Annotated in this window: 19 protein-coding genes; 6 read left to right on the forward strand and 13 right to left on the reverse strand. The window is 60.7% G+C overall.

Annotated elements, in window-relative coordinates:
* The first annotated feature begins 330 nt into the window (after nucleotides 1–330).
* Complete coding sequence (estP, locus tag SOP95_RS23730) at nucleotides 331–2,238, forward strand: esterase EstP (protein WP_323608528.1); 1,908 nt, start codon at nucleotides 331–333, stop codon at nucleotides 2,236–2,238.
* Between the two features lie 177 nt (nucleotides 2,239–2,415).
* Here the strand turns inward: estP and trpE are convergent, their stop codons facing one another.
* From trpE to SOP95_RS23780, 10 genes are all read right to left on the reverse strand, one after another.
* Nucleotides 2,416–3,897 carry an anthranilate synthase component I gene (gene trpE / locus SOP95_RS23735; protein ID WP_323608529.1) on the reverse strand — a complete coding sequence of 494 codons (1,482 nt, stop codon included), beginning with the start codon at nucleotides 3,895–3,897 and terminating at the stop codon, nucleotides 2,416–2,418.
* Between the two features lie 70 nt (nucleotides 3,898–3,967).
* Nucleotides 3,968–4,786 (reverse strand): phosphoglycolate phosphatase, encoded by an 819-nt coding sequence (locus tag SOP95_RS23740; protein WP_274077987.1) that lies wholly within the window; start codon nucleotides 4,784–4,786, stop codon nucleotides 3,968–3,970.
* Nucleotides 4,783–5,457, reverse strand: a complete 675-nt coding sequence (rpe, locus tag SOP95_RS23745) for a ribulose-phosphate 3-epimerase (protein WP_033044299.1) — start codon at nucleotides 5,455–5,457, stop codon at nucleotides 4,783–4,785. Before rpe ends, SOP95_RS23740 begins: the two co-directional genes overlap by 4 nt.
* 80 nt (nucleotides 5,458–5,537) lie before the next feature.
* Nucleotides 5,538–6,686 (reverse strand): iron-containing alcohol dehydrogenase, encoded by a 1,149-nt coding sequence (locus SOP95_RS23750; protein ID WP_274077986.1) that lies wholly within the window; start codon nucleotides 6,684–6,686, stop codon nucleotides 5,538–5,540.
* Between the two features lie 184 nt (nucleotides 6,687–6,870).
* Nucleotides 6,871–7,695: an ABC transporter permease gene (locus SOP95_RS23755; RefSeq protein WP_008061581.1), complete on the reverse strand. Its 825-nt coding sequence runs from the start codon at nucleotides 7,693–7,695 to the stop codon at nucleotides 6,871–6,873.
* Between the two features lie 12 nt (nucleotides 7,696–7,707).
* The gene (locus SOP95_RS23760) at nucleotides 7,708–8,955 is read right to left on the reverse strand and encodes an ABC transporter permease (protein WP_274077985.1); all 1,248 of its coding nucleotides are present in this window, start codon (nucleotides 8,953–8,955) and stop codon (nucleotides 7,708–7,710) included.
* A 189-nt stretch (nucleotides 8,956–9,144) separates the two neighbouring features.
* Nucleotides 9,145–10,188, reverse strand: a complete 1,044-nt coding sequence (locus tag SOP95_RS23765; RefSeq protein WP_046818176.1) for a polyamine ABC transporter substrate-binding protein — start codon at nucleotides 10,186–10,188, stop codon at nucleotides 9,145–9,147.
* A gap of 48 nt (nucleotides 10,189–10,236) precedes the next feature.
* Entirely contained in the window at nucleotides 10,237–11,361 is a 1,125-nt protein-coding gene (locus SOP95_RS23770; RefSeq protein ID WP_274077983.1) for an ABC transporter ATP-binding protein, read from the reverse strand.
* 315 nt (nucleotides 11,362–11,676) lie between these two features.
* Nucleotides 11,677–12,306 (reverse strand): response regulator, encoded by a 630-nt coding sequence (locus SOP95_RS23775; RefSeq protein ID WP_274077714.1) that lies wholly within the window; start codon nucleotides 12,304–12,306, stop codon nucleotides 11,677–11,679.
* Nucleotides 12,307–14,706 (reverse strand): PAS domain-containing sensor histidine kinase, encoded by a 2,400-nt coding sequence (locus SOP95_RS23780; protein ID WP_323608530.1) that lies wholly within the window; start codon nucleotides 14,704–14,706, stop codon nucleotides 12,307–12,309. It abuts the gene before it with no gap.
* A gap of 73 nt (nucleotides 14,707–14,779) precedes the next feature.
* Here SOP95_RS23780 and SOP95_RS23785 point away from each other — a divergent pair, with 73 nt between their 5' ends.
* Nucleotides 14,780–15,757 (forward strand): alpha/beta hydrolase family protein, encoded by a 978-nt coding sequence (locus tag SOP95_RS23785; RefSeq protein WP_323608531.1) that lies wholly within the window; start codon nucleotides 14,780–14,782, stop codon nucleotides 15,755–15,757.
* A 15-nt stretch (nucleotides 15,758–15,772) separates the two neighbouring features.
* Here the strand turns inward: SOP95_RS23785 and SOP95_RS23790 are convergent, their stop codons facing one another.
* The 3 genes from SOP95_RS23790 to SOP95_RS23800 are packed head-to-tail and all read right to left on the reverse strand — an operon-like array spanning nucleotide 15,773 to nucleotide 18,232.
* Nucleotides 15,773–16,543: a DnaJ domain-containing protein gene (locus SOP95_RS23790; protein ID WP_274077717.1), complete on the reverse strand. Its 771-nt coding sequence runs from the start codon at nucleotides 16,541–16,543 to the stop codon at nucleotides 15,773–15,775.
* Nucleotide 16,544: 1 nt separating this feature from the next.
* Nucleotides 16,545–17,216, reverse strand: a complete 672-nt coding sequence (gene murU, locus SOP95_RS23795) for an N-acetylmuramate alpha-1-phosphate uridylyltransferase MurU (protein WP_323608532.1) — start codon at nucleotides 17,214–17,216, stop codon at nucleotides 16,545–16,547.
* Entirely contained in the window at nucleotides 17,213–18,232 is a 1,020-nt protein-coding gene (locus SOP95_RS23800) for an aminoglycoside phosphotransferase family protein (protein ID WP_323608533.1), read from the reverse strand. Before SOP95_RS23800 ends, murU begins: the two co-directional genes overlap by 4 nt.
* A 130-nt stretch (nucleotides 18,233–18,362) precedes the next feature.
* Between SOP95_RS23800 and SOP95_RS23805 the strand changes: the two genes are divergently transcribed.
* From SOP95_RS23805 to rsmA, 4 genes are read left to right on the forward strand one after another with little or no spacing between them, the layout of a single operon-like run.
* On the forward strand, nucleotides 18,363–21,161 hold the full coding sequence (locus tag SOP95_RS23805) for an LPS-assembly protein LptD (protein ID WP_323608534.1): 2,799 nt from the start codon (nucleotides 18,363–18,365) through the stop codon (nucleotides 21,159–21,161).
* On the forward strand, nucleotides 21,136–22,458 hold the full coding sequence (gene surA, locus SOP95_RS23810) for a peptidylprolyl isomerase SurA (protein ID WP_274077721.1): 1,323 nt from the start codon (nucleotides 21,136–21,138) through the stop codon (nucleotides 22,456–22,458). Before SOP95_RS23805 ends, surA begins: the two co-directional genes overlap by 26 nt.
* Nucleotides 22,455–23,444: a 4-hydroxythreonine-4-phosphate dehydrogenase PdxA gene (gene pdxA / locus SOP95_RS23815; RefSeq protein ID WP_323608535.1), complete on the forward strand. Its 990-nt coding sequence runs from the start codon at nucleotides 22,455–22,457 to the stop codon at nucleotides 23,442–23,444. Before surA ends, pdxA begins: the two co-directional genes overlap by 4 nt.
* Nucleotides 23,441–24,259 carry a 16S rRNA (adenine(1518)-N(6)/adenine(1519)-N(6))-dimethyltransferase RsmA gene (gene rsmA, locus SOP95_RS23820; protein ID WP_274077723.1) on the forward strand — a complete coding sequence of 273 codons (819 nt, stop codon included), beginning with the start codon at nucleotides 23,441–23,443 and terminating at the stop codon, nucleotides 24,257–24,259. Before pdxA ends, rsmA begins: the two co-directional genes overlap by 4 nt.
* Nucleotides 24,260–24,323 lie beyond the last annotated feature (64 nt).

The raw sequence follows: 24,323 nt of genomic DNA on the forward strand, positions 1-24,323 counted from the left end.
GCGGTCGCTGGAATCGCGAAGCAAAGCGCAATGGCACGAATAAAGAAGGCAAAGCGGTAAAGATCCGGCCGGGCCGGCAGAAGGATTCAGGCGCGCCAACGCCAGCGGGCGTGTGCCTTGATGACTTGATCCAGAAGTTTGCTGACGATCAACACGGGGAAGGTCTCATTTATACGTCTTGGCACAGTAACTTAGCTGGGCAGAGCGTGCAATATGGGGCGGTCGAAGCAAGTGAAACATTCGCCAGGTTCGCGCCGAATGGCATCAGGCTCTATAGTTTTTTGGCACTGTCGTTTCACTCACTAAAACAATAAACAAACGGACTTGCTCATGATCAGACAGACGCTGTTTGCACCGCTTGCCGGTTGCCTGCTCGCCATGGCCTGCGCCCAGGCGATCGCGGCGCCCAATCCTTATTCGAACTTCATCGTCTTCGGCGACAGCCTCAACGATGCGGGGCAGTTTACCGACACGGGCGGCCCTCCCGGTTCGACCCTGCGCTTCACCAACCGGACCGGGCCGACTTATCAGGACGGCAGCGGCGAAGCCTACTCCGCCAACTCGACCCAATTGCTTGGAGGCAGGCTTGGATTCTCAGCGGACCAGACCGCCGCTTCGACGTCAGCCGCCCGCGCCGCCCAGGGCCTTGCGGATGGTAACAATTGGGCTGTCGGTGGTTACCGCACCGATCAGATCCTCGATTCCATCACCACCGTATCCGCCACGGGTGAACGTGCGCGACTGGGTTACTTACCGACGAATAATTTGCGTGCAGATCCGAACGCACTCTATTACCTCTCCGGCGGCGGTAACGACTTCCTGCAAGGGCGCGTGCAAAGCGGCGCCCAGGCGAATGCCGCTGCGGACCGCCTGGCAAACAGCGTTCAGGTACTGCAAACGGCCGGTGCCCGGTACATCATGGTCTGGCTGTTGCCCGACCTGGGATTGACCCCTGCCATCAATGGCAGCCCTCTGCAGGGGCCTACTTCGCAACTGAGCGCGGCCTTCAACCGACAACTGGTCACTCGACTGGCGGGGATCGATGCCGAAATCATTCCGCTGAACATTCCCCTGTTGCTGCAGGAAACCGTTGCCGATCCGGCGCGATTCGGTTTTGCTACCGGGCAGAATTTGACGGCGACTTGCTTCAGCGGTGACGGCTGCACCGAAAACGCTACCTTTGGCATCAACAGCGCCAACCCGGACCCCAGCCAACTGATTTACAACGATGGGGTGCATCCGACCGAGGCCGGGCAAAAGCTGGTGTCCGATTACGCCTATTCCTTGCTCGCTGCGCCTTGGGAACTGACGCTGCTGCCGGAAATGGCCCACGCCACGTTACGTGCGCATCAGGATGAACTGCGCAGCCAATGGCAATCCGACTGGGAGGACTGGCAGGCCGTTGGCCAATGGCGCGCTATTGTCGCCGGCGGCGGTCAGCATCTGGACGTCGACAGTCAGGACAGCGGCGCCAGTGCCGATGGCAGCGGCTACAACCTGAACATCGGCGGCAGCTATCGCCTCAATGAAGCCTGGCGCGTGGGTGTGGCGGCGGGCTTCTATCATCAGGATCTGGAGGCAGGCGATAACGACTCGGACTACAAACTCAACAGCTACCTGGCCACGGTATTCGCCCAGTTCCAGCAGAACCGTTGGTGGGCCGATGCAGCGTTGACCGGTGGCAAGCTGGATTATGACAACCTCAAACGCAAGTTCGATCTGGGCGGTGGCGAAGGTGCGGAGAAAGGCGACACCGACGGCTACCTTTGGGCCTTTAGCACACGCCTGGGTTATGACATTGCTCAGCCGGGCAGTGACTGGCACCTGTCGCCGTTCATCAGCGCCGATTACGCGAAAGTGGACGTCGACGGTTACTCGGAAAACTCCACTCGTTCCACGGCCCTGACCTTTGATGACCAGAAACGCGATTCAAAACGACTCGGCGCCGGGCTGCAGGGTAAATACCGGATCACCCCGCAGACCCAAGTGTTTGGCGAATATGCCTACGAGCGCGAATATGACGATGACGTGCAGAAGGTGAACATTGCCCTCAATAGCCTGCCTTCCCTCGACTTCAGGCTTGAGGGTTATACGCCGCAGAGCCATTTGAATCGCCTGAGCCTTGGCGTCAGCCACAAGTTGACGGCCGATCTGGCGCTACGTGGCGGGTATACGTTGCGCAAGGATGATGACTTTACCCAGCAAGGCATAAACATAGGCGTTGCGCTGGACTTCTGATGCACCAAACAGCAGGCATAAAAAACGCGGCACCTTCACAGGCGCCGCGTTTTTTTTATGCTGATGAGATCCCTGTGGGAGCGGGCTTGCCCGCGATGGCGACCTGTCAGTCAACATGAATATTGAATGTTCCGCCCTCTTCGCGGGCAAGCCCGCTCCCACAGGTTTTGCGTGAAGTCAGTTTTCTGGGGTTTGTTCGGCCAGGGCCACCGCACGGAACATCGCGCGGCGTTTGTTCAGGGTTTCTTCCCATTCCAGCGCCGGCACCGAGTCGGCGACGATGCCGCCACCGGCCTGCACGTGCAGCTCGCCGTTCTTGATCACCGCCGTACGGATCGCAATGGCGGTGTCCATGTTGCCGTTCCAGGCGAAGTAGCCGACGGCGCCGCCGTAGACACCACGCTTGACCGGTTCCAGTTCGTCGATGATTTCCATCGCGCGGATCTTCGGTGCGCCGGACAAGGTGCCCGCCGGCAGAATCGCCCGCAGTGCATCCATCGCCGTCAGGCCTGCCTTCAATTGGCCGGTGACGTTGGACACGATGTGCATCACGTTGGAGTAACGCTCGATGACCATCTTCTCGGTGAGTTTCACCGAACCGATTTCCGATACCCGACCGGTGTCATTACGACCCAGGTCGATCAGCATCAGGTGCTCGGCGATTTCCTTGTCATCCGACAGCAGGTCTTTCTCCAGTGCCAGATCGGCCTCTTCGTTCGCACCCCGCGGGCGTGTGCCGGCGATCGGGCGCACGGTGATCAGGTTGTCCTCTACCCGCACCAACACTTCCGGCGAACTGCCGACGACGTGGAAGTCACCGAAGTTGAAGAAGTACATGTACGGCGTCGGGTTGAAGCAGCGCAACGCCCGGTACAGATCGATGGGTGCGGCCTTGAAGTCGATCGACATGCGCTGGGACGGCACGACCTGCATGCAGTCACCGGCCAGGATGTATTCCTTGATGGTGTCGACCGCTTTTTCATAGTCGTCCTGGGTGAAGCTGGAGCGGAACACCGGATCAGCCGCTTGCTGCTTGCTGAAATCCAGGCCAGGGCGCGGGGTGATGGGTTGACGGAGTCTTTCCAGCAACTCCTCCAGTCGCGCGCGCCCTTGCTCGAAGGCGTCTTCCTGCGCCGGATCGGCCAGGACGATTGCGTGCATCTTGCCGGCGAGGTTGTCGAACACCACCACTGCGTCGGACACCATCAGCAGGATGTCCGGTACGCCCAGCGGATCCGGGTTCGGGCACTTGCCCAGGCGCTTTTCCACATAACGTACGCAGTCATAACCGAAATAGCCCACCAGGCCACCGTTGAAGCGCGGTAGGCCGGCGATAGTCGGCACGTTGTAGCGAGCCTTGAAAGCTTCGACGAAAGCCAGTGGGTCTTCTACATCGTGGCTTTCCGTCTCAACACCGTCGATGGTCACGCTGACGTGATGGTCATGCACCCGCAGCACGGTGCGGCACGGCAGGCCGATGATCGAGTAACGGCCCCACTTCTCGCCGCCCTGCACGGACTCCAGCAAATAGGAGTTGGGCTCGTCGGCCAGTTTCAGGTAGATCGACAACGGCGTGTCGAAGTCGGCCAGGGTTTCGCAGGCAAGCGGGATGCGGTTGTAGCCGGCAGCGGCCAAACGCAGGAATTCTTCGCGGATCATGAGGTGCCTCGTGGCTTGAGGTTCTAACAGTCAGGTATGCAAACGCGCCGGATGACCGGCCAGGATCAAGTCAGGCGCGCCAACGCCAGCGGGCCAGGGCCTTGATGACTTTCATCCAGAGTTTGCGAGTGACCACCACGATGGCGTTTCCAGAAGGGGGTTGAACAGCGTCGGCCAACGTTATCTCAGCGGCCGGGTCCAGGCAACCGCGAATTAGCTTGCGCAGATCGTCGATCACCAGCGCAGGCGATTCTTCGGCGATCGGACGCCCGTGGTTATAGCCATAGCTCAAGGCCACGCACTTGACCCCCGCCGCTTTCGCCGCCAGCACATCGCTGCGCGAATCGCCGACGAACAAGGATTGCGAGGCCGGGATGTTGGCCATTTTCATCACGAAAAACAGCGCGGCCGGGTCGGGCTTTTTCTGTGGCAGGGTGTCGCCGCCGATGATCCATTTGAAATATCGGCCGATCTTCATCTGATCCAGCAGCGGCGCGACGAAGCGCTCCGGCTTGTTGGTGATCAGCGCCATCTCGACGCCCTGCTTTTGCAGCCATTTCAGGGTATCGCGCACACCGGGGTAGACCACGGTCAAGCCATGGCTGTCGGCATAGGCCTGCATGAAAATCTCCAGCGCACTGTCGGCCTCGGCGTCATCGACCATCGAATGGTCGATACCGCCGGCCAACGCACGGCGCACCAGCACCGGCGCGCCATTACCCACCCATTCACGCACCGCATCGAGACCGGCCGGTGCGCGACCGAGTTTGAGCAGCATCTTGTCCACAGCCACCGCCAGGTCCGGGACCGAGTCGACCAACGTGCCATCCAGATCGAACATCACCAGCCTGGGCAGGCATCCCGGGAACAGCTGCTCAAAGCCACTCATGGGCGAGCCAGCGCCAGTTCGGAACGCATTTTTTCAATCACTTCCTGATAGTTCGGTGCATTGAAGATCGCCGAACCGGCCACGAAGGTGTCAGCGCCGGCCGCCGCGATTTCACGAATGTTGTTGACGTTGACGCCACCGTCGATTTCCAGGCGAATATCACGACCCGAAGCGTCGATAAGCGCCCGCGCCTCACGCAGCTTATCGAGGGTGCCAGGGATGAACTTCTGCCCGCCGAAACCCGGGTTGACGCTCATCAGCAGGATCATGTCGACCTTGTCCATCACGTACTTGAGGACGTCCAGCGGCGTCGCCGGGTTGAACACCAGGCCCGACTTGCAGCCGCCTTCGCGGATCAGTTGCAAGGAGCGGTCGATGTGCTGGGTGGCTTCCGGGTGGAAGGTGATGTAGGTCGCGCCCGCTTCGATGAAGTCACCGACGATGCGGTCCACCGGGCTGACCATCAGGTGCGCGTCGATCGGCGCGGTCACGCCGTACTTGCGCAGCGCCGAGCAGACCATCGGGCCAATGGTCAGGTTCGGCACGTAGTGGTTGTCCATGACATCGAAGTGCACGAAGTCGGCACCGGCGGCCAGGACGTTGTCCACTTCTTCACCCAGGCGGGCGAAGTCGGCGGAAAGAATCGACGGAGCAATTACGAAGGGCTGCATGACGCACCTTTTCTGAGCAGAATCACGATGGCGCGCATTGTATACCTCATGCTTTGGCCGGCGCACCGAAAGCGCGATGATCAGTAGGCCGCCCGGTAGATTTTCTCGATATCGACAGCACTCAACCGGCGCGGATTGTTGCGCATCAGGCGCTCGATCCCCGCCGCCTCCACGGCCATCGCCGCAATGGCATCCTCGGGAACCCCGAAACTGCGCAGTCCTTGGGGGATTTCCACGGCCGCGCACAGCTCGGTCATGGCCTCAACGGCTTTGTCGGCCGCTTCATTGGCGCTCAGATGAGCAGTCTTTACGCCCATGGCTTCGGCGATATCCTGCATGCGTTCAACGCAGGCCATCTTGTTCCAGGTCATGACATGGGGCAGCAGCAAGGCATTGCTGACGCCATGGGCAATGTTGAAGCGCCCACCCAGCGGATACGCCAGAGCATGCACCGCGCCGACACCGGCATTACCAAATGCCATGCCCGCCATCAGGCTGGCGGTGGCCATGTCTTCGCGGGCCTGCAGGTTGGACGGGTTGGCGTAGGCCTTGGGCAATGCCTTGGCGATCAGTTTGATTGCACCGATGGCCAGGGCGTCGGTAATCGGCGAGGCATTGACCGACAGATAGGATTCGATGGCATGCACCAGCGCATCGACACCACTGGCCGCCGTGACACTGCGCGGACAGGTCAGGGTCATCTGCGGGCTGACCAATGCCACGTCCGGCAACAGATAGTCGCTGACGATGCCTTTCTTCAACTGCGCGACCTTGTCGGAAAGGATCGCCACGTTGGTGACCTCGGAACCCGTGCCGGCCGTGGTCGGGATGGCAATCAGTGGCGGGCCCTTGCGCGGCACCTGGTCGACACCGAACAGATCTTCGAGCGCGCCGTGGTAACCGGCGTAGGCCGCCACGCTCTTGGCGATGTCGATGGCACTGCCGCCGCCGAGGCCGATCAGCCCGTCATGCCCTCCGTCGCGATAGACCCGCATGCAGTCTTCGACGATGGCGATTTCCGGGTCCGGCAGCACCCGGTCGAAGATTTCGTAGCTGCGCCCACCCAGCTGCGCCAGCGCCAGCTCTACCGTGCCGGATTTGACCAGCGCGGCGTCGGTGACGATCAGCGGGTTATCGATATCCAGACGCGTCAGCTCGGCGGACAGTTGCTCGATGGCCTCTGCGCCAGTGATCAGTTTGTGAGCGATTTTGAAAGAGGAAAGACCCATGTGCGCAGCCTCTTATAGGAGTGGGAGCTGGGCACAATAGTAGCTGGGGATTTGGGGTTGGCTGGTATTCAGGTCATGAATGACCGAAGTGCTTTTGTAGGAGCTGCCGCAGGCTGCGATCTTTTGATCTTGAAAATCAAAGTCAAAAGATCGCAGCCTTCGGCAGCTCCTACAGGGGACCGGGTTAAACCTGCGCGGTACGAAGTTTCTCGCTGCGGCCACGCAGCCATTCCAGGGTCAGCAGCAGGATCACCGAGAACGCAATCAGCAGCGTCGCGGCGGCGGCGATGGTCGGGCTGAGGTTTTCGCGGATGCCGCTGAACATCTGCCGTGGCAAGGTCGCTTGCTCGGGGCCGGCGAGGAACAGCGTCACCACTACCTCATCGAACGAAGTGGCGAAGGCGAACAACGCACCGGAAATCACCCCGGGTGCGATCAACGGCAGGGTCACCCGGCGGAACGCGGTCAGCGGCGAAGCACCGAGGCTGGCAGCGGCGCGCACCAGGTTCTGGTTGAAACCCTGCAAGGTCGCCGACACCGTGATGATCACGAACGGCACACCCAATACCGCATGCACCACGATCAGCGAGAAGAAGCTGTTGCCCAGACCCAACGGCGCAAAGAACAGATAGCTGGCCACACCGATGATCACCACTGGCACCACCATCGGCGAAATCACCAGCGCCATCACCAGCGGTTTGCCGGGGAAGTCGCCACGGGTCAGGCCAATGGCCGCCAGCGTACCAAACACCATCGCCAGCACCGTGGCCGCCGGGGCGACGATGATGCTGTTCTTCAGGGCGCGCATCCATTCCGCCGAGGCGAAAAAGTCGTGGTACCACTGCAGCGAGAAGCCTTGCAGCGGGTACACCAGGAAACTGCCGGAGTTGAACGACAGCGGGATGATCACCAGCACCGGCAGGATCAGGAACAACAGGATCAAGCCGCAGAGTATCCGCAAGCTGTAGAACCACACCCGCTCAATGGGGGACATATAAGGACTCAGCATTTCATTCTCCCCTTAGCTCAGGCGCAGGCGACTGGCGCCCACCAGCCAGCTGTAAATCAGATAAAGCACGACCGTCGCGAGCAACAGCAGCCCGCCGAGTGCGGTCGCCATGCCCCAATTGATGCTGGTGTTGGTGTAGAAGGCGACGAAGTAGCTGACCATCTGATCGTTCGGGCTGCCCAGCAACGCCGGGGTGATGTAGTAGCCGATGGCGAGGATGAACACCAACAGGCACCCGGCGCCGACACCGGCATAGGTTTGCGGGAAGTACACCCGCCAGAAACTGGCGAACGGATGGCAGCCGAGGGAAATCGCGGCGCGCATGTAGGTCGGCGAAATGCCTTTCATCACGCTGTAGATCGGCAGGATCATGAACGGCAGCAGGATGTGCACCATGGAGATGTAGACACCGACCCGGTTGAACACCAGCTCGATCGGCTTATCGATGATGCCCATGGCCATCAGGCCGCTGTTGATCAGGCCACCCGATTGCAGCAACACGATCCACGCCGCGACACGCACCAGGATCGAGGTCCAGAACGGCAGCAACACCAGAATCATCAGCAGGTTGCTCTGGCGCGACGGCAAGTTCGCCAGCAGGTAAGCCAGTGGATAGGCAAGGACCAGGCAGATCACGGTGATGACCAGGCCCATCCAGAAGGTGCGGGCGAAGATGTCGAGGTAGATCGCCTGGTCCGGAGTGGCCGGGGCGATTTCGCCGAGGTCGTCGATGCGGTGGTCGACGGCGGCCAGCAAATAGTACGGGGTGATGCTGCTGGTGTTGCGGCGTACGGCTTGCCAGTAGGCCGGGTCGCCCCAGCGCTCGTCGAGTCCTTCCAGCGCTTCTTTATAAGAGGCCGGTTCAGTGGCGAACGGCAAGGCGCGGGCGGTCTTGGTCAGCAGGCTGCGGTAGCCGGCCAACTCCATGTTCAAGCGTTTGGACAAATCGCCCAGGGTCTGATTCTTGCGCGCTTCGGCGAGGTCTTCGCTGGCCGCCTTGTACACGGGTTCCGCAGGCAGGCCGCGGCCGTCCCAGCTGGCAATGGCTGCCACGGTGCGCGGCATGCCGCCGACCACTTCCGGGTTACCCACGCTTTTGTAGAGCAGCGCCACGATTGGCACCAGGAACACCAGCAACAGGAACAGCACCAGCGGCGCGATCAACGCCTGGGCCTTCCAGCGGTTGACCCGCTCGGCATGCTTGAGCCGCTGCTTCAAGGTGGGGTCAGTGCCCGCGTTCACGGGAACGGCGATAGCCATGGCGTACTCCGGAAATCTTTGATCGTTACAGAGGTGGCACTCTTTGAATGTGAGTCCACCTCTGTTCTTGATAACAACTGATCACCTGTAGGAGCCTGGCTTGCCAGCGATGAACGATAACGGGGTCTGGCTGATACACCGTGCCGCCCGGATCGCTGGCAAGCCAGCTCCTACAGGTTTAATCGCACGTTATTTGGCAGCCCAGGAATTGAAGCGCTGTTCCAGTTGCTCACCGTTGTCAGCCCAGAAGCTGACGTCGATCTGCACCTGGTTGGCGATGTTTTCCGGGGTGGTCGGCATGTCCTTCAGGACATCCTTGGCCAGCAACGGAACAGCCTGGGTGTTGGCCGGGCCGTATGCGATGTTTTCCGAGTAGGTCTTTTGCTGCTGCGGCTGCACCGAGAAGGCGATGAATTTCTTCGCAGCTTCGGCACGCTTGGCGTCCAGGCCTTTTGGAATGGCCCATGCGTCGAAGTCGTAGATGCCGCCGTTCCACACCACTTTCAGGTTGCTTTCTTTCTGCACGGCAGCGATGCGACCGTTGTAGGCCGAGCTCATGACCACGTCACCGGAAGCGAGGTACTGCGGTGGTTGTGCACCGGCTTCCCACCACTGGATGCTTGGCTTGAGTTCATCAAGCTTTTTGAACGCGCGGTCCTGACCATCCTTGCTGGCCAATACCTTGTAGACGTCTTTCGGCGCAACGCCGTCGGCCATCAGCGCGAATTCCAGGGTGTACTTCGCGCCTTTACGCAGGCCACGCTTGCCCGGGAACTGCTTGGTGTCCCAGAAATCCACCCAACTGGTTGGTGCGGTTTTCAGCTTGTCGGCGTTGTAGGCCAACACGGTCGACCACACGAAGAAACCCACGCCACACGGCTGGATAGCGCCTTTGACATAGTCTTCGCTCTTGCCGAACAGTGCCGGGTCGAGCTGTTCGAACATGTCTTCGTCGCAACCGCGGGACAGTTCCGGCGACTCCACTTCCACCAGGTCCCAGGACACGCTCTTGGTGTCGACCATGGCTTTTACCTTGGCCATTTCGCCGTTGTACTCGCCCGCCACGATCTTGCCGTTGCCTGCCGCTTCCCACGGTGCGTAGAAGGCTTTGACCTGCGCGGCCTTGTTCGCCCCGCCAAAGGACACCACGGTCAGGTCCGGGCCAGCCGCCATCGCGCTGGCTGCCCCCATCATGCCCAGTGCCAGAGCGGTGAATTTCAGGGATCTCAACATTTATTGTTCTCTCCACGTGCAGGGTTGGTGTTGTTGAAGCCGGGGCGATCAATGCGCCTCTAGAAGTGGATCGAGCGCGCGAACGTGTTCGACCTGCCAGCCAAGCGGTACCACATCGCCGACCGCGAGCGCAGGATCCAGCTCGGCAATCGGTTGTTTCACGAAGAAGTCGGTCTTGCCACAGACTTCCAGGCGAACCCGGACGTGGTCGCCCAGATAGATGAATTCCGCCACCCTTCCCGAGAAGCGGTTGACGCACGACTCACTGGAGCCATTGAGGCTCACGCGTTCCGGGCGAATGGACAAGGTGACGGGTTCGCCGGTCTGGCCGACATTGACAGCCAGGGCTTCGACCTTTTCACCGCGACTCAACTCGACGATGCAACGATCGCCGGTCTGGCTGTGCAGGCGGCCATTGAGGCGGTTGTTTTCGCCGATGAAGTTGGCGACGAAGGTGTTTTTCGGCTCTTCATAAAGGGTGCGCGGCGGAGCGATCTGCTGGATTTCGCCTTGATGGAACACCGCCACCCGGTCGGACATGGTCAGCGCTTCGCCCTGGTCGTGGGTCACGTAGACCACGGTCACGCCCAGACGCTGGTGCAGGTGCTTGATTTCCATCTGCATGTGTTCGCGCAGTTGCTTATCGAGGGCGCCGAGGGGTTCGTCCATCAGCACCAGCTGCGGTTCGAACACCAGAGCGCGGGCCAGTGCCACGCGCTGCTGCTGACCACCGGACAATTGCGCCGGGTAACGCTGGGCGAACGTATCGAGCTGCACCATGCTCAGGACTTTTTTGACTTTGTCGCTGACGTCGCTTTTATTCAGCCCGCGCACGGTCAGCGGGAACGCCAGGTTCTCGGCCACCGTCATGTGCGGGAACAACGCGTAGTTCTGGAACACCATGCCGATGTCACGCTTGTGCGGTGGCACGTTGTTGATGGCGCGACCAGCCAGCAGGATTTCGCCCGCGGTCGGTGTTTCGAAACCGGCGAGCATCATCAGGCTGGTGGTCTTGCCGGAGCCGGAGGGCCCGAGCAAGGTCAGGAATTCGCCTTTGCGAATGTCCAGGTTGAGGTCCTTGACGATCAGGTTCTCGCCATCGTAGCTCTTCTGCACTCCACGAAAGCTGACCAGAACATCATTGGCCCCTGCGCTTGAATCGACCTGGCTCATACCCACACCCTTGTTGTTGATGACTGCTGTGGACTAAGCCTAGTGGACCCTGGGGACCACGCAAATCGGGGGGCAAGAGAGAATCGCCTCAGCCATATGGAAGACTGGGGGTAGGGATTGCCCTACAAGGATGGCGCGTTTTGGCAAATGCAGCGGCAAGCTGTCAGCTGGAAGCAGCAAGTAAAGGCAAAAGCGGGTGGGCGAGATGTCGTAAATGGATACGGGTATGAAATCGACCGTAGGAGCCGGCTTGCCGGCGAAGGCGATTTCGAGGACGCCTTCGCCGGCAAGCCGGCTCCTACAGAGATAGGTGTCTTAGAGAAGTTTGTGTTCCATCGCGTATTTCACCAGCTCCGCCAGTGAGGTGATGTTGAGTTTCTGCATCAACCGCGCCTTGTGGGTGCTGATGGTTTTGCTGCTCAATGCCAGTTGCTGGGCGATGTCGTTGACGTTGGCGCCCTGGGCCAGGCGTTCGAACACGGAAAACTCACGTTCCGAGAGCAATGAGTGCAACGGCCGCGAGTCGGTCAGGCCGACTTCGAAGACCATCCGGTCGGCCAGGTCCGGGTCGATGTAGCGCCCTCCCGCGGCTACCCGGCGGATGGCTGTCAGCAACAGGGCCGGATCACTGTCCTTGGTGGCATAGCCCGCCGCACCAACCTTCAAGGCCCGCGCGGCCATCTGCGCCTCGTCGTGCATCGACAACACCAGGATCACCGGCGGATTGTTCAAGGCACGAATCCGCGGAATTGCCTCGAGGCCGTTGATCCCCGGCATGGAGATATCCAGCAGCACCACTTCGCAGGGCACGTGCCGCAAGGTCTCGAGCAACTGTTCGCCATTGCTCGCCTCCCCCACTACAAGCAAGTCCTTGGCCAGGCCGATCAATTGCTTGATGCCCTCACGCACGATGGTGTGGTCTTCGGCTACCAGTACACGGATCACTTACCTCTCCTCATCCAGGGGTACTCGCACGATCAGGGTCGTGCCCTCACCCGGCTCACTCTCAAGGGACAGCTGCCCGCCCATGATCAACACCCGCTCGCGCATGCCCACCACCCCAAAGGATGTCGGCCTGCCGCTCGAGGCGACAAATCCTACGCCATCATCGCTGACGGTCAGGCACAGGTCGTCACCCTCAATCGCCAAAGTCAGTTCGACAGTATGCGCCTGGGCGTGACGCATGACATTGGTCAAGGCCTCCTGAAGGATACGAAACAGGCCGATGGCCTTGGCATCACTGAGCACCGGCAAGTTTTCCGGCACCTGTACCAGACACGGAATCTGCGTGCGCGCCTCGAAGCGACGTGCCTGCCACTCGATGGCCGAAGCAATCCCGGCGTCCAGAATCGGCGGTCGCAAAGCCGTCGCTACATCGCGTACCAGCTGGAAAAGTTGGCCGATCAAACGCTTCATGCTGTTCAACCGCTCGTTCAACCCGGGATCGAGTTGTGCATAAGCCAGCTCGCACATGGACGTTTCCAGCTTGAGCACCGTCAACATCTGGCCCAGTTCGTCGTGGACTTCCCGGGCAATACGGGCCTTTTCCTCTTCGCGCACGCTCTCCAGGTGCGCGGACAATTCCCGCAATTGCCCACGGGAGCTGGCCAGTTCCAGCTCGATGCGCTTGCTCTCGCTGATGTCCCAGACAATTCCATCCCAGACGTAGGCGCCATCCTCGAGTTGCCGGGTGATCGCCTTGATTTCAGCCCAACGCTGCTCGCCCTGTCGCGTCAGGATTCGCCCTTGCCAGGACCAGTCGCTGTCGGTGTCCAGCGCATGATCCTGGGTCTGGTGATAGCTCGCCTTGTCGTCCGGATGCACCAGGCTGCGCAGGCCTTTGTCACGATGGGCCAGGGTGGCCGGCGAGTAACCCACCAGGCTCTCGCTGCCTTCACTGATGTAGGCAAAGTCGATCTGGCCCGTCACCGGCGCCCGCTCCAGGCGAAAGACCAGGCCAGGCACATTCGCCGCGATCCCTTGCAAGCGCGCTTCACTTTCCTGCAGCGCCGCCAAGGCGCGACGCCTTTCGGTGACATCGGTCAGGTAGACCACCAGGTACTCGCCATCGCGAAAGCGCAGGAAGCTCAACGAGACATCGGCCGGCAGCACGCTGCCATCGGCCCTCAGGCAATGGGTTTCGAAACTTTGCGGCGCGTCGTCGCTGGCCCTGGCGCGCTTCCACAGGTTCAACCAGCGATCCATGTGCAGGCCGGGTTCGAACTCGATCAATGGCCGCTCGATGATCCCACCAGGCGGATAGCCCAGCATGGTTTCGGCGGCGCGGTTGGCGTAGCGCACGTGACTGTCCCAGTTCACCCACAGAATGCCGACGGTACTCTGGTCGATGGAAAACTGCGTGAGTCGCAGGGCTTCTTCGCTGGCGGCGCGCAGGGCAATGTCAGCCTGCGCCGCCGCCAGGCGTTGCTCCAGGCTGTGCTGCTGGCGCCGTTGCCAGAACACGATGGCCATGGCGCTGAGCGCCACTACCAGCATCAGCAGGCAGAGGTTTTGCCAGAACCCCGGGGATTCGCTGAGCCGAGGATACTTGGGTTGCAGCCATTGGTTGTGCAGCGCCTCCAGATCCTTGGCCGGGATCGCCCGCAGCGCGCTTTCGACAATACCGGCCAACTCTGGCAGGTCACGCCGCGTGGCCACCCGCAGCAGCTGTGGCAAGCCGATATCCCCGACCACCACCAACCCGGCGAACTCCGGCTCGACGGACAGGCGCCCCAATTGCGCCTCGTCGACCACCGCGTAGGCCGCTTGCTGGCTCAGCAACAGCTGCAACGCCTGGCGTTCGACCGGCACCCCCTGCAGGTTCAAATGCGGGTAGTTGCCGCGCAGGTAATCGGCGGTGGCACTGGGCATGCGTACGGCGACGCGGGTTTGGCTGTCGAGTTTCTCCAGTTCCACCGCACCGGTGCTTTTCTGGTCGCTGACCACCAGTTGCGGCACCCGCATGTACGGATCGGAAAACTGCCAGAGGCGCAGACCGCCCGGGGTCTGGGTCAACCCCGGGGCGATGTCGATTTCGCCTGCGCGGGCGGCCGCTTCCAGTTGCTCCAGGTCAGGAAAGTTGCGCCAGCTCAGTTCCACCTTGAGCGACTTGGCGAGCCACTTCATCAGCTCGACATTGACCCCGGACAAGCGCTGCAAGCGGCGGTCGTACTGGGCGTAGGGCGCTTGCAACACCAACCCCACCCGCAGATCGCCCTGCTGCGCCAGCCATTGCTGCTGGCCTGCCGACAACGGCGCGACATGCGCCGGTGGCGCGGCGGCCGCCCAGCCCATCAAGGGCAACCACAAACAGCCGATAACCCACAGGCAGCGAAAAAGCATCATCGATCTCTCACACACTGACAAATACTGACCAACCCATTAGGCTGCCGGGATAACTTCTGGCCTGGAATATCCGATGCTCCCTGTCTACCGCCTGGCACTGCCAGCATTGTGCCTGTCGCTGATCCTGCCATGGGCTTTTTCCGCGGCAGCTGCCGCAGAGGCAAAACCCGCCGAAGAAAAACCACTCGAACGCCAACCATTGCCTGAGCGTAGTCAGGAAGAAGCCGCTGCACTCGAGCGAAAAATTCCGCTTCAAGAACAGCAACAACTGCAAGCGGGCAGCGATACATTCCTGGCCCTGTGGAAGCCGGCCAACTCCGCTGACCCCAAAGGCGCGGTGATTATCATCCCTGGCGCAGGCGAAACCGTTGACTGGCCGCAAGCAATCGGTCCGCTGCGTCGCCAATTGCCGGATGCGCAATGGAGCAGCCTGAGTATCACCCTGCCAGATTTGCAAAGTGATGCCATTGCGCCACGCGTGATGGAAGCCGCTCCAGCCCCCAAGGCCCCGGACGTCGGCAGCAAAGACTCGACCACCGCGGCCCCCATTGAACAGGCGGCGGGCGGCGAAGCCGAGGTGTTGGACAAGGCCGTCGCCGAAACCGCCGACGAGCAAAGCAAGGCTGACGCCGAGCGAATCTTCGCCCGAATCGACGCGGCCATCGCTTTTGCCGAACAGCAAAGCGCCCGCAGCATCGTCTTGCTGGGGCATGGCACGGGAGCCTATTGGGCCGCGCGGTATCTGAGCGAGAAGCAGACGGCGCAAGTCGAGCGCTTCGCCATGGTCGCCGCGCAGACGCCGGTCAAAGTGACACCTGAACTGGACGAACTCGCGCCAACCCTAAAGCTGCCCACCGTCGACCTCTTCTATATGGACAAGCCGCTGGATCGCAACGCGGCGCTGGCTCGCTTGCAGGCCACCAAGCGCGTGAAGACTTCGGCCTTCAGCCAGGTCTCGCTCAAGGCTTTGCCGGGCAATAACAAGGCACAACAGGAGCAATTGGTGCGCCGGGTGCGGGGCTGGTTGAATCCGCAAAGTGCGGCGGACTGATTGACCGGATCGCTGCTAGCGAAAATCCCGCCGCTGACGAATCAACGTATAGGCATTGTGCAGCTCGCGCGTCTTGTCGGTGGCCTCGCGAACCTGCGATGCCGTTGCACCACTGCCGGCAATCTTGTCCGGGTGATGGCGACTGAGCAGGCGTCGATAGGCACGCTTGATCTGGGCGGGCTCACTGGTCGCGGACACCCCCAACAACCGCAAGGCGTCCTGATAGCTTGTAATGACACTGCTGACCGGCGGTCGATGCTGCGGCTCGTAATCGGTTGCCAGCCCCTTGACCTGTGGCGCGCTCCACCCCAGCCAACTGCCCCACTGGAAGAGCAGTTCACGCTCGCGGGTACCGGCATGACCATCGGCCCAAACCATCCGCCAGCAAGCGCGCAAGACCCCTTCTGCGGCAAAAGGCTGAGACCTCAGCCGGAGCAGATGACCCCGCAACCGGTCACTGCCCGCCTTGCCCCTATTGAACGCGGCAATCGCCCGTCGCTGTGCCGATTCGGACATTTCCAGGGCTCGCATCTCCGCACGGGCCTGCTGGATATGCCCCTCCACTACCCTTCCATCACACTTGGCCAGGCGCCCCAGTAATACAAACAGCAACTCGTCGTTGCGCAGGACCGGTCGCCCCCCGAGCTTTTCGCGCAGATGCGCCCAACTTTGCAGGGCCAGGTGCCTGTCCAGCACCTGCCCCATCAAGGCCCCAAGCATGGCCCCGGGAATACTGGCGATGGCAAAGCCCGCTCCGGCTCCGATCAGAGTCCCTGGCCACAGCATGTCAGCGGCTCGCTTCGATCAGGGATTCAGCTTCCGCCAGGCGCTCGTGGGTGCCGACATCGACCCAAAGACCTTTCAGACGTTCGCCGGTCACTTGCCCTTCAGCCATGGCCTTGCGCAACAATGGCGCAAGCTTGAACGCCCCTGCCGAGCAGCCATCGAACAGCTGTGGATGCAGCACGGCGATACCGCTGTAGGTCAGGGTGGCGGCGTCCGGCTGACCGTCCCGGACCTGGTCACCGGTCAGGCTGAAGTCGCCGGCGAGGTGATGGGGTGGGTTGTCGGCCAGCACCAGGTGCGCCAGCCCGGCGATGGGTTGATGCAGCACGCTGAAGTCATAGTCGGTCCAGATATCCCCGTTGACGACAAGGAAAGCCTCGCCACCCAACAACGGCAACGCGCGGAAGATTCCGCCACCGGTTTCCAAGGGTTCGCCTTCGGCGGAGTAGCGAATGCTGACACCGTAGCGCGATCCATCGCCGAGATAGTCTTCGATCTGCTGGCCGAGCCAGGCATGATTGATCACAATCTCGGTAAACCCGGCAGCGGCCAACGCTCGCAGGTGGTACTCGATCAGCGGCACGCCACCTGCGCGGACCAGCGGCTTGGGCGTGGTCAGGGTCAAGGGACGCATGCGCTCGCCCTTGCCCGCCGCCAGAATCATTGCCTTCATGCCGGCACTCCAGCACGCAGGCTGGCCAGCAGAACATCCAGTTCAGCCAGCTCAGGACGCCGCGCGATCACTGCATCTATATAAGCAAAGAAGCGTGGCACATCAGCCAGGTAACGCGGCTTGCCATCCCGGTGGCAAATGCGCGCGAAGATACCGATCACTTTCAGGTGACGCTGCACCCCCATCAGGTCGCTGGCGCGCAAAAAGTCTTCAAAGTCAGGCTGCACCGGAATATCCAGCGCAGCCGCTTGCTGCCAGTAATTTTCCAGCCAGCCGCGCACGCGCTCCTCGGGCCAACTGAGGAAGGCATCCTTGAACAGGCAGGTCACGTCGTAGGTGACAGGACCGTAGACGGCGTCCTGAAAGTCCAGCACACCGGGATTGGGTTCGCTGAGCATCAGGTTGCGCGGCATGTAGTCGCGGTGCACCAGGACTTTCGGCTGGGCCAATGCACTGTCGATCAACAGATCGCTGACCTGCTGCCAGAGCACTTGCTGCGCCGCATCGAACTCGATGCCCAACTCATGCTTGACGTACCACTCGGGGAACAACTCCAGCTCGCGGCGCAACAACGCCACGTCGTAACTCGGCAATGGCGCAACCATCGGCAACTGCTGGAACGCCAGGAGCGCTTGCAGGGCATCCTTGAACAAATCGTCGGCGTTATCGCTGTCGATCAAATCAAGGTACGTCTTCGTGCCCAGGTCATTGAGCAAAAGAAATCCGCGTTCAAGGTCTTCGGCGTAGATTTTCGGCACATTTATTCCGGATTTCGCCAGCAGAAAAGCGATATCCACGAAAGGCTTGCAGTTTTCCTGGGGCGGTGGCGCATCCATCACGATCAGGCTTCTGCCTGCGCCTTCCCAACGGAAATAGCGCCGAAAACTCGCGTCGCTGCTGGCCGCAGTCAACGTGGCCGGGGGGACGGCACCCCATCCCTGTTGCGCAAAAAGGATTGCCAGCTGTTCATCGAGCCAAACTTTCAGGTGTTGCAAACGTAGATCTTGGTCAGGCATTGCAAGGGTCTCCGACGGCGCTAGCCGTCAAGCGGGTCATGCTTTATTATCCAGCATCTTTTTCAGACCATCGAGAGGCGTGCGGCCCACACCGCGGGCAGATGGCACGCAGGAAGCCCGGACTATTAAGATGGCATTGAAATCCCCCGCGTTTCGTAAAAAATTTCCGTTGTTGATGACCGGCAGTTTGCTGGCTCTGCAACCCTTGGCCACCCCTTTCGTGGTCGCCGCGGAACAGTATGACTGCTCGGCCTCCGCTTCGGGAGCCTGGAGTTGTGCGCCAAAATCGCCGGCGGCTGCATTGCCACCTCGTCCGGTTCATGACGGCAGCGCAGTCAGCGCCACCGGCGAGACACCCGCCGAAACGGGTACCAGCGAAGACACGGGGGCCAAACCCGCACTGGTCACCGAATCCAAAGGCCGTGGCCTGAAGTCGCGTAGCGCAGACTACAGCCACCTCGACTGGGTTCCGCGCGAGCAGCTCACTGCAGCACAATTGGCCGAAACCGGTCCTTATTGCTCTGGTTCCTATATCGAACCGACTCGTCCTGGCATGAATGACAAGACGAATAAAAGTGACGCCCCAACCTTTATCGGCGCCAAAGCCTCCCGCTACAAGCAGGATGAGCAAGTCGCCACCCTGGCCGGTGACGTGGTCATGCGCCAGGGCAGCATGCAGGTCGAGGCCGACGAAGCCAACCTTTACCAGGCCGAGAGCCGTGGTGAGCTAAGCGGCAACGTGCGCATTCGCGACAACGGTGCACTGATCGTGGGCGACCACGCGGATGTGCAACTCGATACCGGTGAAGCCAAGGTCGACAACGCCGAATACGTGATGCACAAATCGCGTATCCGCGGTAACGCGCTGTACGCCAAGCGTGCCGAGAACGCGATCATCCGGCTCAAGGATGGTACGTACACCACGTGCGAGCCGAACAGCAACGCCTGGCAGCTCAAGGGCAACAACATCACCCTGAACCCGGCCACCGGCTTCGGTACCGCGACCAACGTGACACTGCGGGTCAAGGACATTCCGGTCCTGTACACGCCGTATATCTACTTCCCGATCGACGACCGTCGTCAATCCGGCTTCCTGCCGCCGACCATCGGCACAGGCACCGATACCGGCTTCCTGCTGGTCACGCCGTATTACTTCAACCTGGCACCGAACTACGATGCCACGCTGTACCCGCGCTACATGAGCGATCGCGGCCTGTTGATGGAAGGCGAATTCCGCTACCTGACCAAGTCCAGCGAAGGTCAGTTCGGCGCCGCGTACCTCAACGACGAGAACGACGATCGCAAGCTGCAGACCGATTACGAAAAAACCCGCTACATGTACAACTGGCAGCACAAGGGTGGTCTTGATTCGCGCGTCCTGACAGAAGTCGACTACACCAAGATCAGCGATCCTTATTACTTCCAGGATCTGCAGACTGACCAGATCGGTGTGAAAAGCGCCGACTACGTTAACCAGCAAGGTGTCGTCAGCTACCGTGGCGACAGCTACACCGCTCGCGTGAATGCCCAGGCTTATCAACTGGCGACCGTGTCGAACATCACGCCGTACGACCGCTTGCCGCAGATCACCTTCAACGGTGCGCTGCCGGATCGTCCAGGCGGCCTGAATTTCACCTATGACACCGAGCTCGTACGGTTTGACCGGGACTTGAAGAACGGCAACTTCACCGATGAAGATGGCAACGTAGAGCCGCGCCTCGACACCAACGTTCAAGGCCTGGCCCGCGCCAATGGCGATCGCCTCAACCTTGCGCCAGCGGTCAGCTATCCGATGGAGGCGAGCTATGGCTTCCTGACGCCTAAGCTCAAATATCAGTACACGCAGTACCAACTGGACCTGGACAGCATCGGCAAAAGCCAGGTTGCCGCGCAGACTGCAGAACAGGACCGCCTCAACGGCACGTTCGACAGCAACCAGAACCGTGGCGTGCCAATCGCAAGCATCGACAGCGGCCTGTATTTCGATCGCAAGACCAACTGGTTTGGCAAAGACTATAACCAGACCCTTGAGCCACGCCTGTTCTACCTCTACGTACCCGAGAAGGACCAGGAAGACATTCCTGTCTTCGATACCGGCGAAATGACCTTCAACTATTCATCGCTGTTCCGCGACAATCGCTTCTACGGTTCTGACCGTGTCGGCGATGAGAACAAGCTGTCCCTTGGTCTAACCAGCCGCTGGATAGAAGAAAATGGCTTCGAGCGTCAACGCATCAGCGTCGGCCAGGCCCTGTACTTCAAGGATCGCGAAGTCCAATTGCCGGGGATCGATGCCAAAACCCGCGAAGACGCGCACTCCGATGTTTCGCCTTATGCACTTGAGTACGAGTATCGCTGGAACCGCGATTGGCGCACCACTGCCGATTACAACTGGGACCCGGACAGCCGCAGCCCTCGTTCGGGCAGCGCGATGTTCCACTACCAACCTGAAGACAACCCGAACAAGGTTATCAACGCCGGCTATCGCTATCGTAATGACCAGGTTCGTTACGACCAAAACACCGGTCAGTGGCAAGTAGGTGGTGGTGACTACGGCGTCCCGGGCCAGCCTGACTACGTGAAGGATTACTACAAGATCGTACAGCACGACTTCTCGGTGATCTGGCCGGTCGTGCCACAATGGAACGTCATCAGCCGTTGGCAGTATGACTACAACCGCAACCGCACTCTGGAAGCCTTCGGTGGTTTCGAATATGACAACTGCTGCTGGAAACTGCGTCTGATCAACCGTTACTGGGTCGACTATGAAGAGTTCAGCCAGGAAGCACCGCAAAACGAAAAAGGCGACCATGGCGTCTTCCTCCAAATTGTTCTGAAGGGACTCGGTGGCCTCACCGGCTCGAAAGTAGAGAGTTTCCTAGACAGAGGCATTCAAGGTTATCGTGAACGTGAAGACCAAGCTTTCTGATTGTCTGCGCCCGCTGCTGCTGGGCGCGCTGTTCCTGGGTACCGCGGCCAACGCCGCGGTACAGTCCATCGATAAAGTGGTGGCCATTGTCGACAACGACGTGGTCATGCAGAGCCAACTGGACCAACGGGTCCACGAAGTCCAGCAAACCATCGCCAAGCGCGGCTCCGCCGTGCCACCGGCCAGCGTACTGGAGCAACAGGTGCTTGAGCGCCTGATCGTCGAGAACCTGCAACTGCAGATCGGCGAACGTTCCGGCATCCGTATTACCGATGAAGAACTGAACCAGGCTGTCGGCACCATTGCCCAGCGCAATAACATGTCGATCGAGCAATTCCGCGCTGCCCTGACTCATGACGGTCTGTCCTACGATGACGCGCGTGACCAGATCCGCCGTGAAATGGTCATCAGCCGTGTGCGCCAGCGCCGGGTGGCCGAGCGAATCCAGGTGTCCGAGCAGGAAGTGAAGAACTTCCTCGCTTCAGACCTGGGCAAAATGCAGCTGTCCCAAGAGTTCCGCCTGTCCAACATCATGATTGCCACGCCGGAAAGCGCCAATTCCGAGGCCATTCAGGCTGCAGCCAAACAGGCTGACGCGGTGTACCAGCAGCTCAAGCAAGGCGCTGACTTCGCTCAATTGGCGCTCGCCAAATCCGCCAGCGAAACCGCACTGGAAGGCGGCGACATGGGCTGGCGTAAAGCCGCACAGTTGCCACCTCCGTTCGATCAGCTGCTGAGCACCATGGCGGTTGGCGACATCACTCAGCCAATGCGCACGCCAGGTGGCTTCATCATCCTGAAGATCACCGGCAAGCGTGGTGGTGAAGCCCAGGTACGCGACGAAGTGCATGTCCGCCACATCCTGGTCAAACCAAGTCCTATCCGTGACGAAGCTAAAACCAAGGCCTTGGCCGAGTCGCTATACAGCCGCATCGAATCGGGTGAAGACTTCGGCGAACTGGCGAAAAGCTACTCGGAAGATCCGGGTTCCGCGCTCAATGGCGGCGACTTGAACTGGATCGACCCGAGCGTATTGGTTCCAGAGTTCCGCGAAGTGATGGCCAAGACCCCGCAAGGTCAGCTGTCCAAGCCGTTCCAGACTCAATACGGCTGGCACGTCCTGGAAGTCCTTGGCCGTCGCGCCACAGACAGCACCAACCAGGCTCGCGAGCAACAAGCGATGACCGTACTGCGTAACCGCAAATACGATGAAGAGCTGCAAACCTGGCTGCGTCAGATCCGTGACGAAGCGTACGTGGAAATCAAACTCCCTGGCGCCGACCAGGCAGCGCAGTGAAACCCCAACGTTTCGCGCTGACACCCGGCGAACCAGCCGGCATAGGTCCCGACCTGTGCCTGCTGCTCGCCTCGCACGCCCAGCCACACCCCCTGATTGCCATCACCAGCCGCGACCTGCTCCTTGAGCGGGCCGCGCAGCTGGGTGTGGCTGTCGATGTGCTGCCCGTCACGCCGAACAACTGGCCGGATGCTCCCGCTCCCGCCAACAGCCTGTATGTCTGGGATACACCGCTCAACGCCAAGGTCGTCGCCGGGCAACTGGACAAGGCCAACGCCGCTTTCGTCCTGGAAACCCTGACCCGAGCGGGCCAAGGCTGCCTGGATGGGCATTTTGCCGGCATGATCACCGCCCCGGTGCACAAAGGCGTGATCAATGAATCCGGTATCGCCTTTTCCGGGCACACGGAATTCCTCGCTGACCTGACCCATACCGCGCAAGTGGTGATGATGCTCGCCACTCGCGGGCTGCGCGTGGCGCTGGTCACTACTCACCTGCCTCTGCGCGAGATTGCCGATGCGATCACACCTGAGCGGCTGGAGCGGGTCACGCGAATCCTGCACACCGACCTGCAACAAAAATTCGGCATTGCCCAGCCACGCATCCTGGTGTGCGGGCTCAACCCCCATGCCGGTGAAGGCGGACATCTGGGCCATGAAGAAATCGATATCATCGAACCCACGTTAGAGCGCTTGCGCGGCGAAGGCATGGACCTGCGCGGCCCCTTGCCCGCCGACACTCTGTTTACCCCCAAATATCTGGAGCACTGCGATGCAGTGCTGGCGATGTACCACGACCAGGGCCTGCCTGTGCTGAAATACAAAGGCTTCGGCGCAGCAGTCAATGTGACCCTCGGCTTGCCGATCATCCGCACATCGGTCGACCACGGCACCGCCCTGGACCTGGCCGGCAGCGGCAAGATCGACACCGGCAGCCTGCAAGTCGCCCTGGAAACCGCCTACCAGATGGCCGAGACCCGTTTATGACCGAGCAATACCAACACAAGGCGCGCAAGCGCTTTGGCCAGAACTTCCTGCACGATGCTGGCGTTATCGACCGCATCCTGCGCTCCATTCATGCCAAGGCCGAAGACCGTCTCCTGGAAATCGGCCCTGGCCAGGGCGCATTGACCCAAGGCCTGCTCAGCAGCGGCGCCCAGCTCGACGTGGTGGAACTGGACAAGGACCTGATCCCGATCCTCAACCAGCAATTCGCCGGCAAGAGCAACTTCAACCTGCATCAGGGTGATGCGTTGAAGTTCGATTTCACCAGCCTGAATGCCGCACCTGGCAGCCTGCGCGTGGTCGGTAACCTGCCCTACAACATCTCCACGCCGCTGATTTTCCACCTGCTGCACAACGCGCACCTGATTCGCGACATGCACTTCATGCTGCAAAAGGAAGTGGTCGAGCGCCTGGCGGCAGGGCCTGGTGGCGGTGACTGGGGCCGGCTGTCGATCATGGTCCAGTACCACTGCCGGGTCGAACACCTGTTCAACGTAGGGCCTGGTGCGTTCAATCCGCCACCCAAAGTCGACTCGGCCATCGTGCGCCTGGTGCCCCACGCGGTGCTGCCGCACCCGGCCAAGGACCACCGTTTGCTGGAGCGTGTCGTGCGCGAGGCATTCAACCAGCGCCGCAAAACCCTGCGCAACACACTCAAGCTGTTGCTGAGCAACGCCGAAATCGAAGCCGCTGGCGTCGATGGCAGCTTGCGGCCCGAACAGCTCGATCTGGCGGCCTTCGTACGCCTTGCCGATAAGCTAAGCGAACAAGTCCTACAGAAAGCCGCGGACGTCTGACAGAACTGAAGCGTTATCGGGTAGGACACCAGCGTTTATGTCTGGTTTACTATCCGATACCTGG

Source organism: Pseudomonas sp. YuFO8, from assembly GCF_035065025.1.
Classification (GTDB): Bacteria; Pseudomonadota; Gammaproteobacteria; order Pseudomonadales; family Pseudomonadaceae; genus Aquipseudomonas; species Aquipseudomonas putida_AE.

Coding starts and splice junctions, on each gene's coding strand:
- SOP95_RS23780 (WP_323608530.1), bottom strand. CDS start 14,706: ATGATGCTTTTTCGCTGCCTGTGGGTTATCGGCTGTTTGTGGTTGCCC.
- SOP95_RS23805 (WP_323608534.1), top strand. CDS start 18,363: ATGGCATTGAAATCCCCCGCGTTTCGTAAAAAATTTCCGTTGTTGATG.
- SOP95_RS23800 (WP_323608533.1), bottom strand. CDS start 18,232: ATGCCTGACCAAGATCTACGTTTGCAACACCTGAAAGTTTGGCTCGAT.
- SOP95_RS23740 (WP_274077987.1), bottom strand. CDS start 4,786: ATGAGTGGCTTTGAGCAGCTGTTCCCGGGATGCCTGCCCAGGCTGGTG.
- SOP95_RS23755 (WP_008061581.1), bottom strand. CDS start 7,695: ATGCTGAGTCCTTATATGTCCCCCATTGAGCGGGTGTGGTTCTACAGC.
- SOP95_RS23790 (WP_274077717.1), bottom strand. CDS start 16,543: ATGCTGTGGCCAGGGACTCTGATCGGAGCCGGAGCGGGCTTTGCCATC.
- murU (WP_323608532.1), bottom strand. CDS start 17,216: ATGAAGGCAATGATTCTGGCGGCGGGCAAGGGCGAGCGCATGCGTCCC.
- estP (WP_323608528.1), top strand. CDS start 331: ATGATCAGACAGACGCTGTTTGCACCGCTTGCCGGTTGCCTGCTCGCC.
- SOP95_RS23750 (WP_274077986.1), bottom strand. CDS start 6,686: ATGGGTCTTTCCTCTTTCAAAATCGCTCACAAACTGATCACTGGCGCA.
- SOP95_RS23785 (WP_323608531.1), top strand. CDS start 14,780: ATGCTCCCTGTCTACCGCCTGGCACTGCCAGCATTGTGCCTGTCGCTG.
- SOP95_RS23770 (WP_274077983.1), bottom strand. CDS start 11,361: ATGAGCCAGGTCGATTCAAGCGCAGGGGCCAATGATGTTCTGGTCAGC.
- rsmA (WP_274077723.1), top strand. CDS start 23,441: ATGACCGAGCAATACCAACACAAGGCGCGCAAGCGCTTTGGCCAGAAC.
- SOP95_RS23760 (WP_274077985.1), bottom strand. CDS start 8,955: ATGGCTATCGCCGTTCCCGTGAACGCGGGCACTGACCCCACCTTGAAG.
- SOP95_RS23765 (WP_046818176.1), bottom strand. CDS start 10,188: ATGTTGAGATCCCTGAAATTCACCGCTCTGGCACTGGGCATGATGGGG.
- trpE (WP_323608529.1), bottom strand. CDS start 3,897: ATGATCCGCGAAGAATTCCTGCGTTTGGCCGCTGCCGGCTACAACCGC.
- rpe (WP_033044299.1), bottom strand. CDS start 5,457: ATGCAGCCCTTCGTAATTGCTCCGTCGATTCTTTCCGCCGACTTCGCC.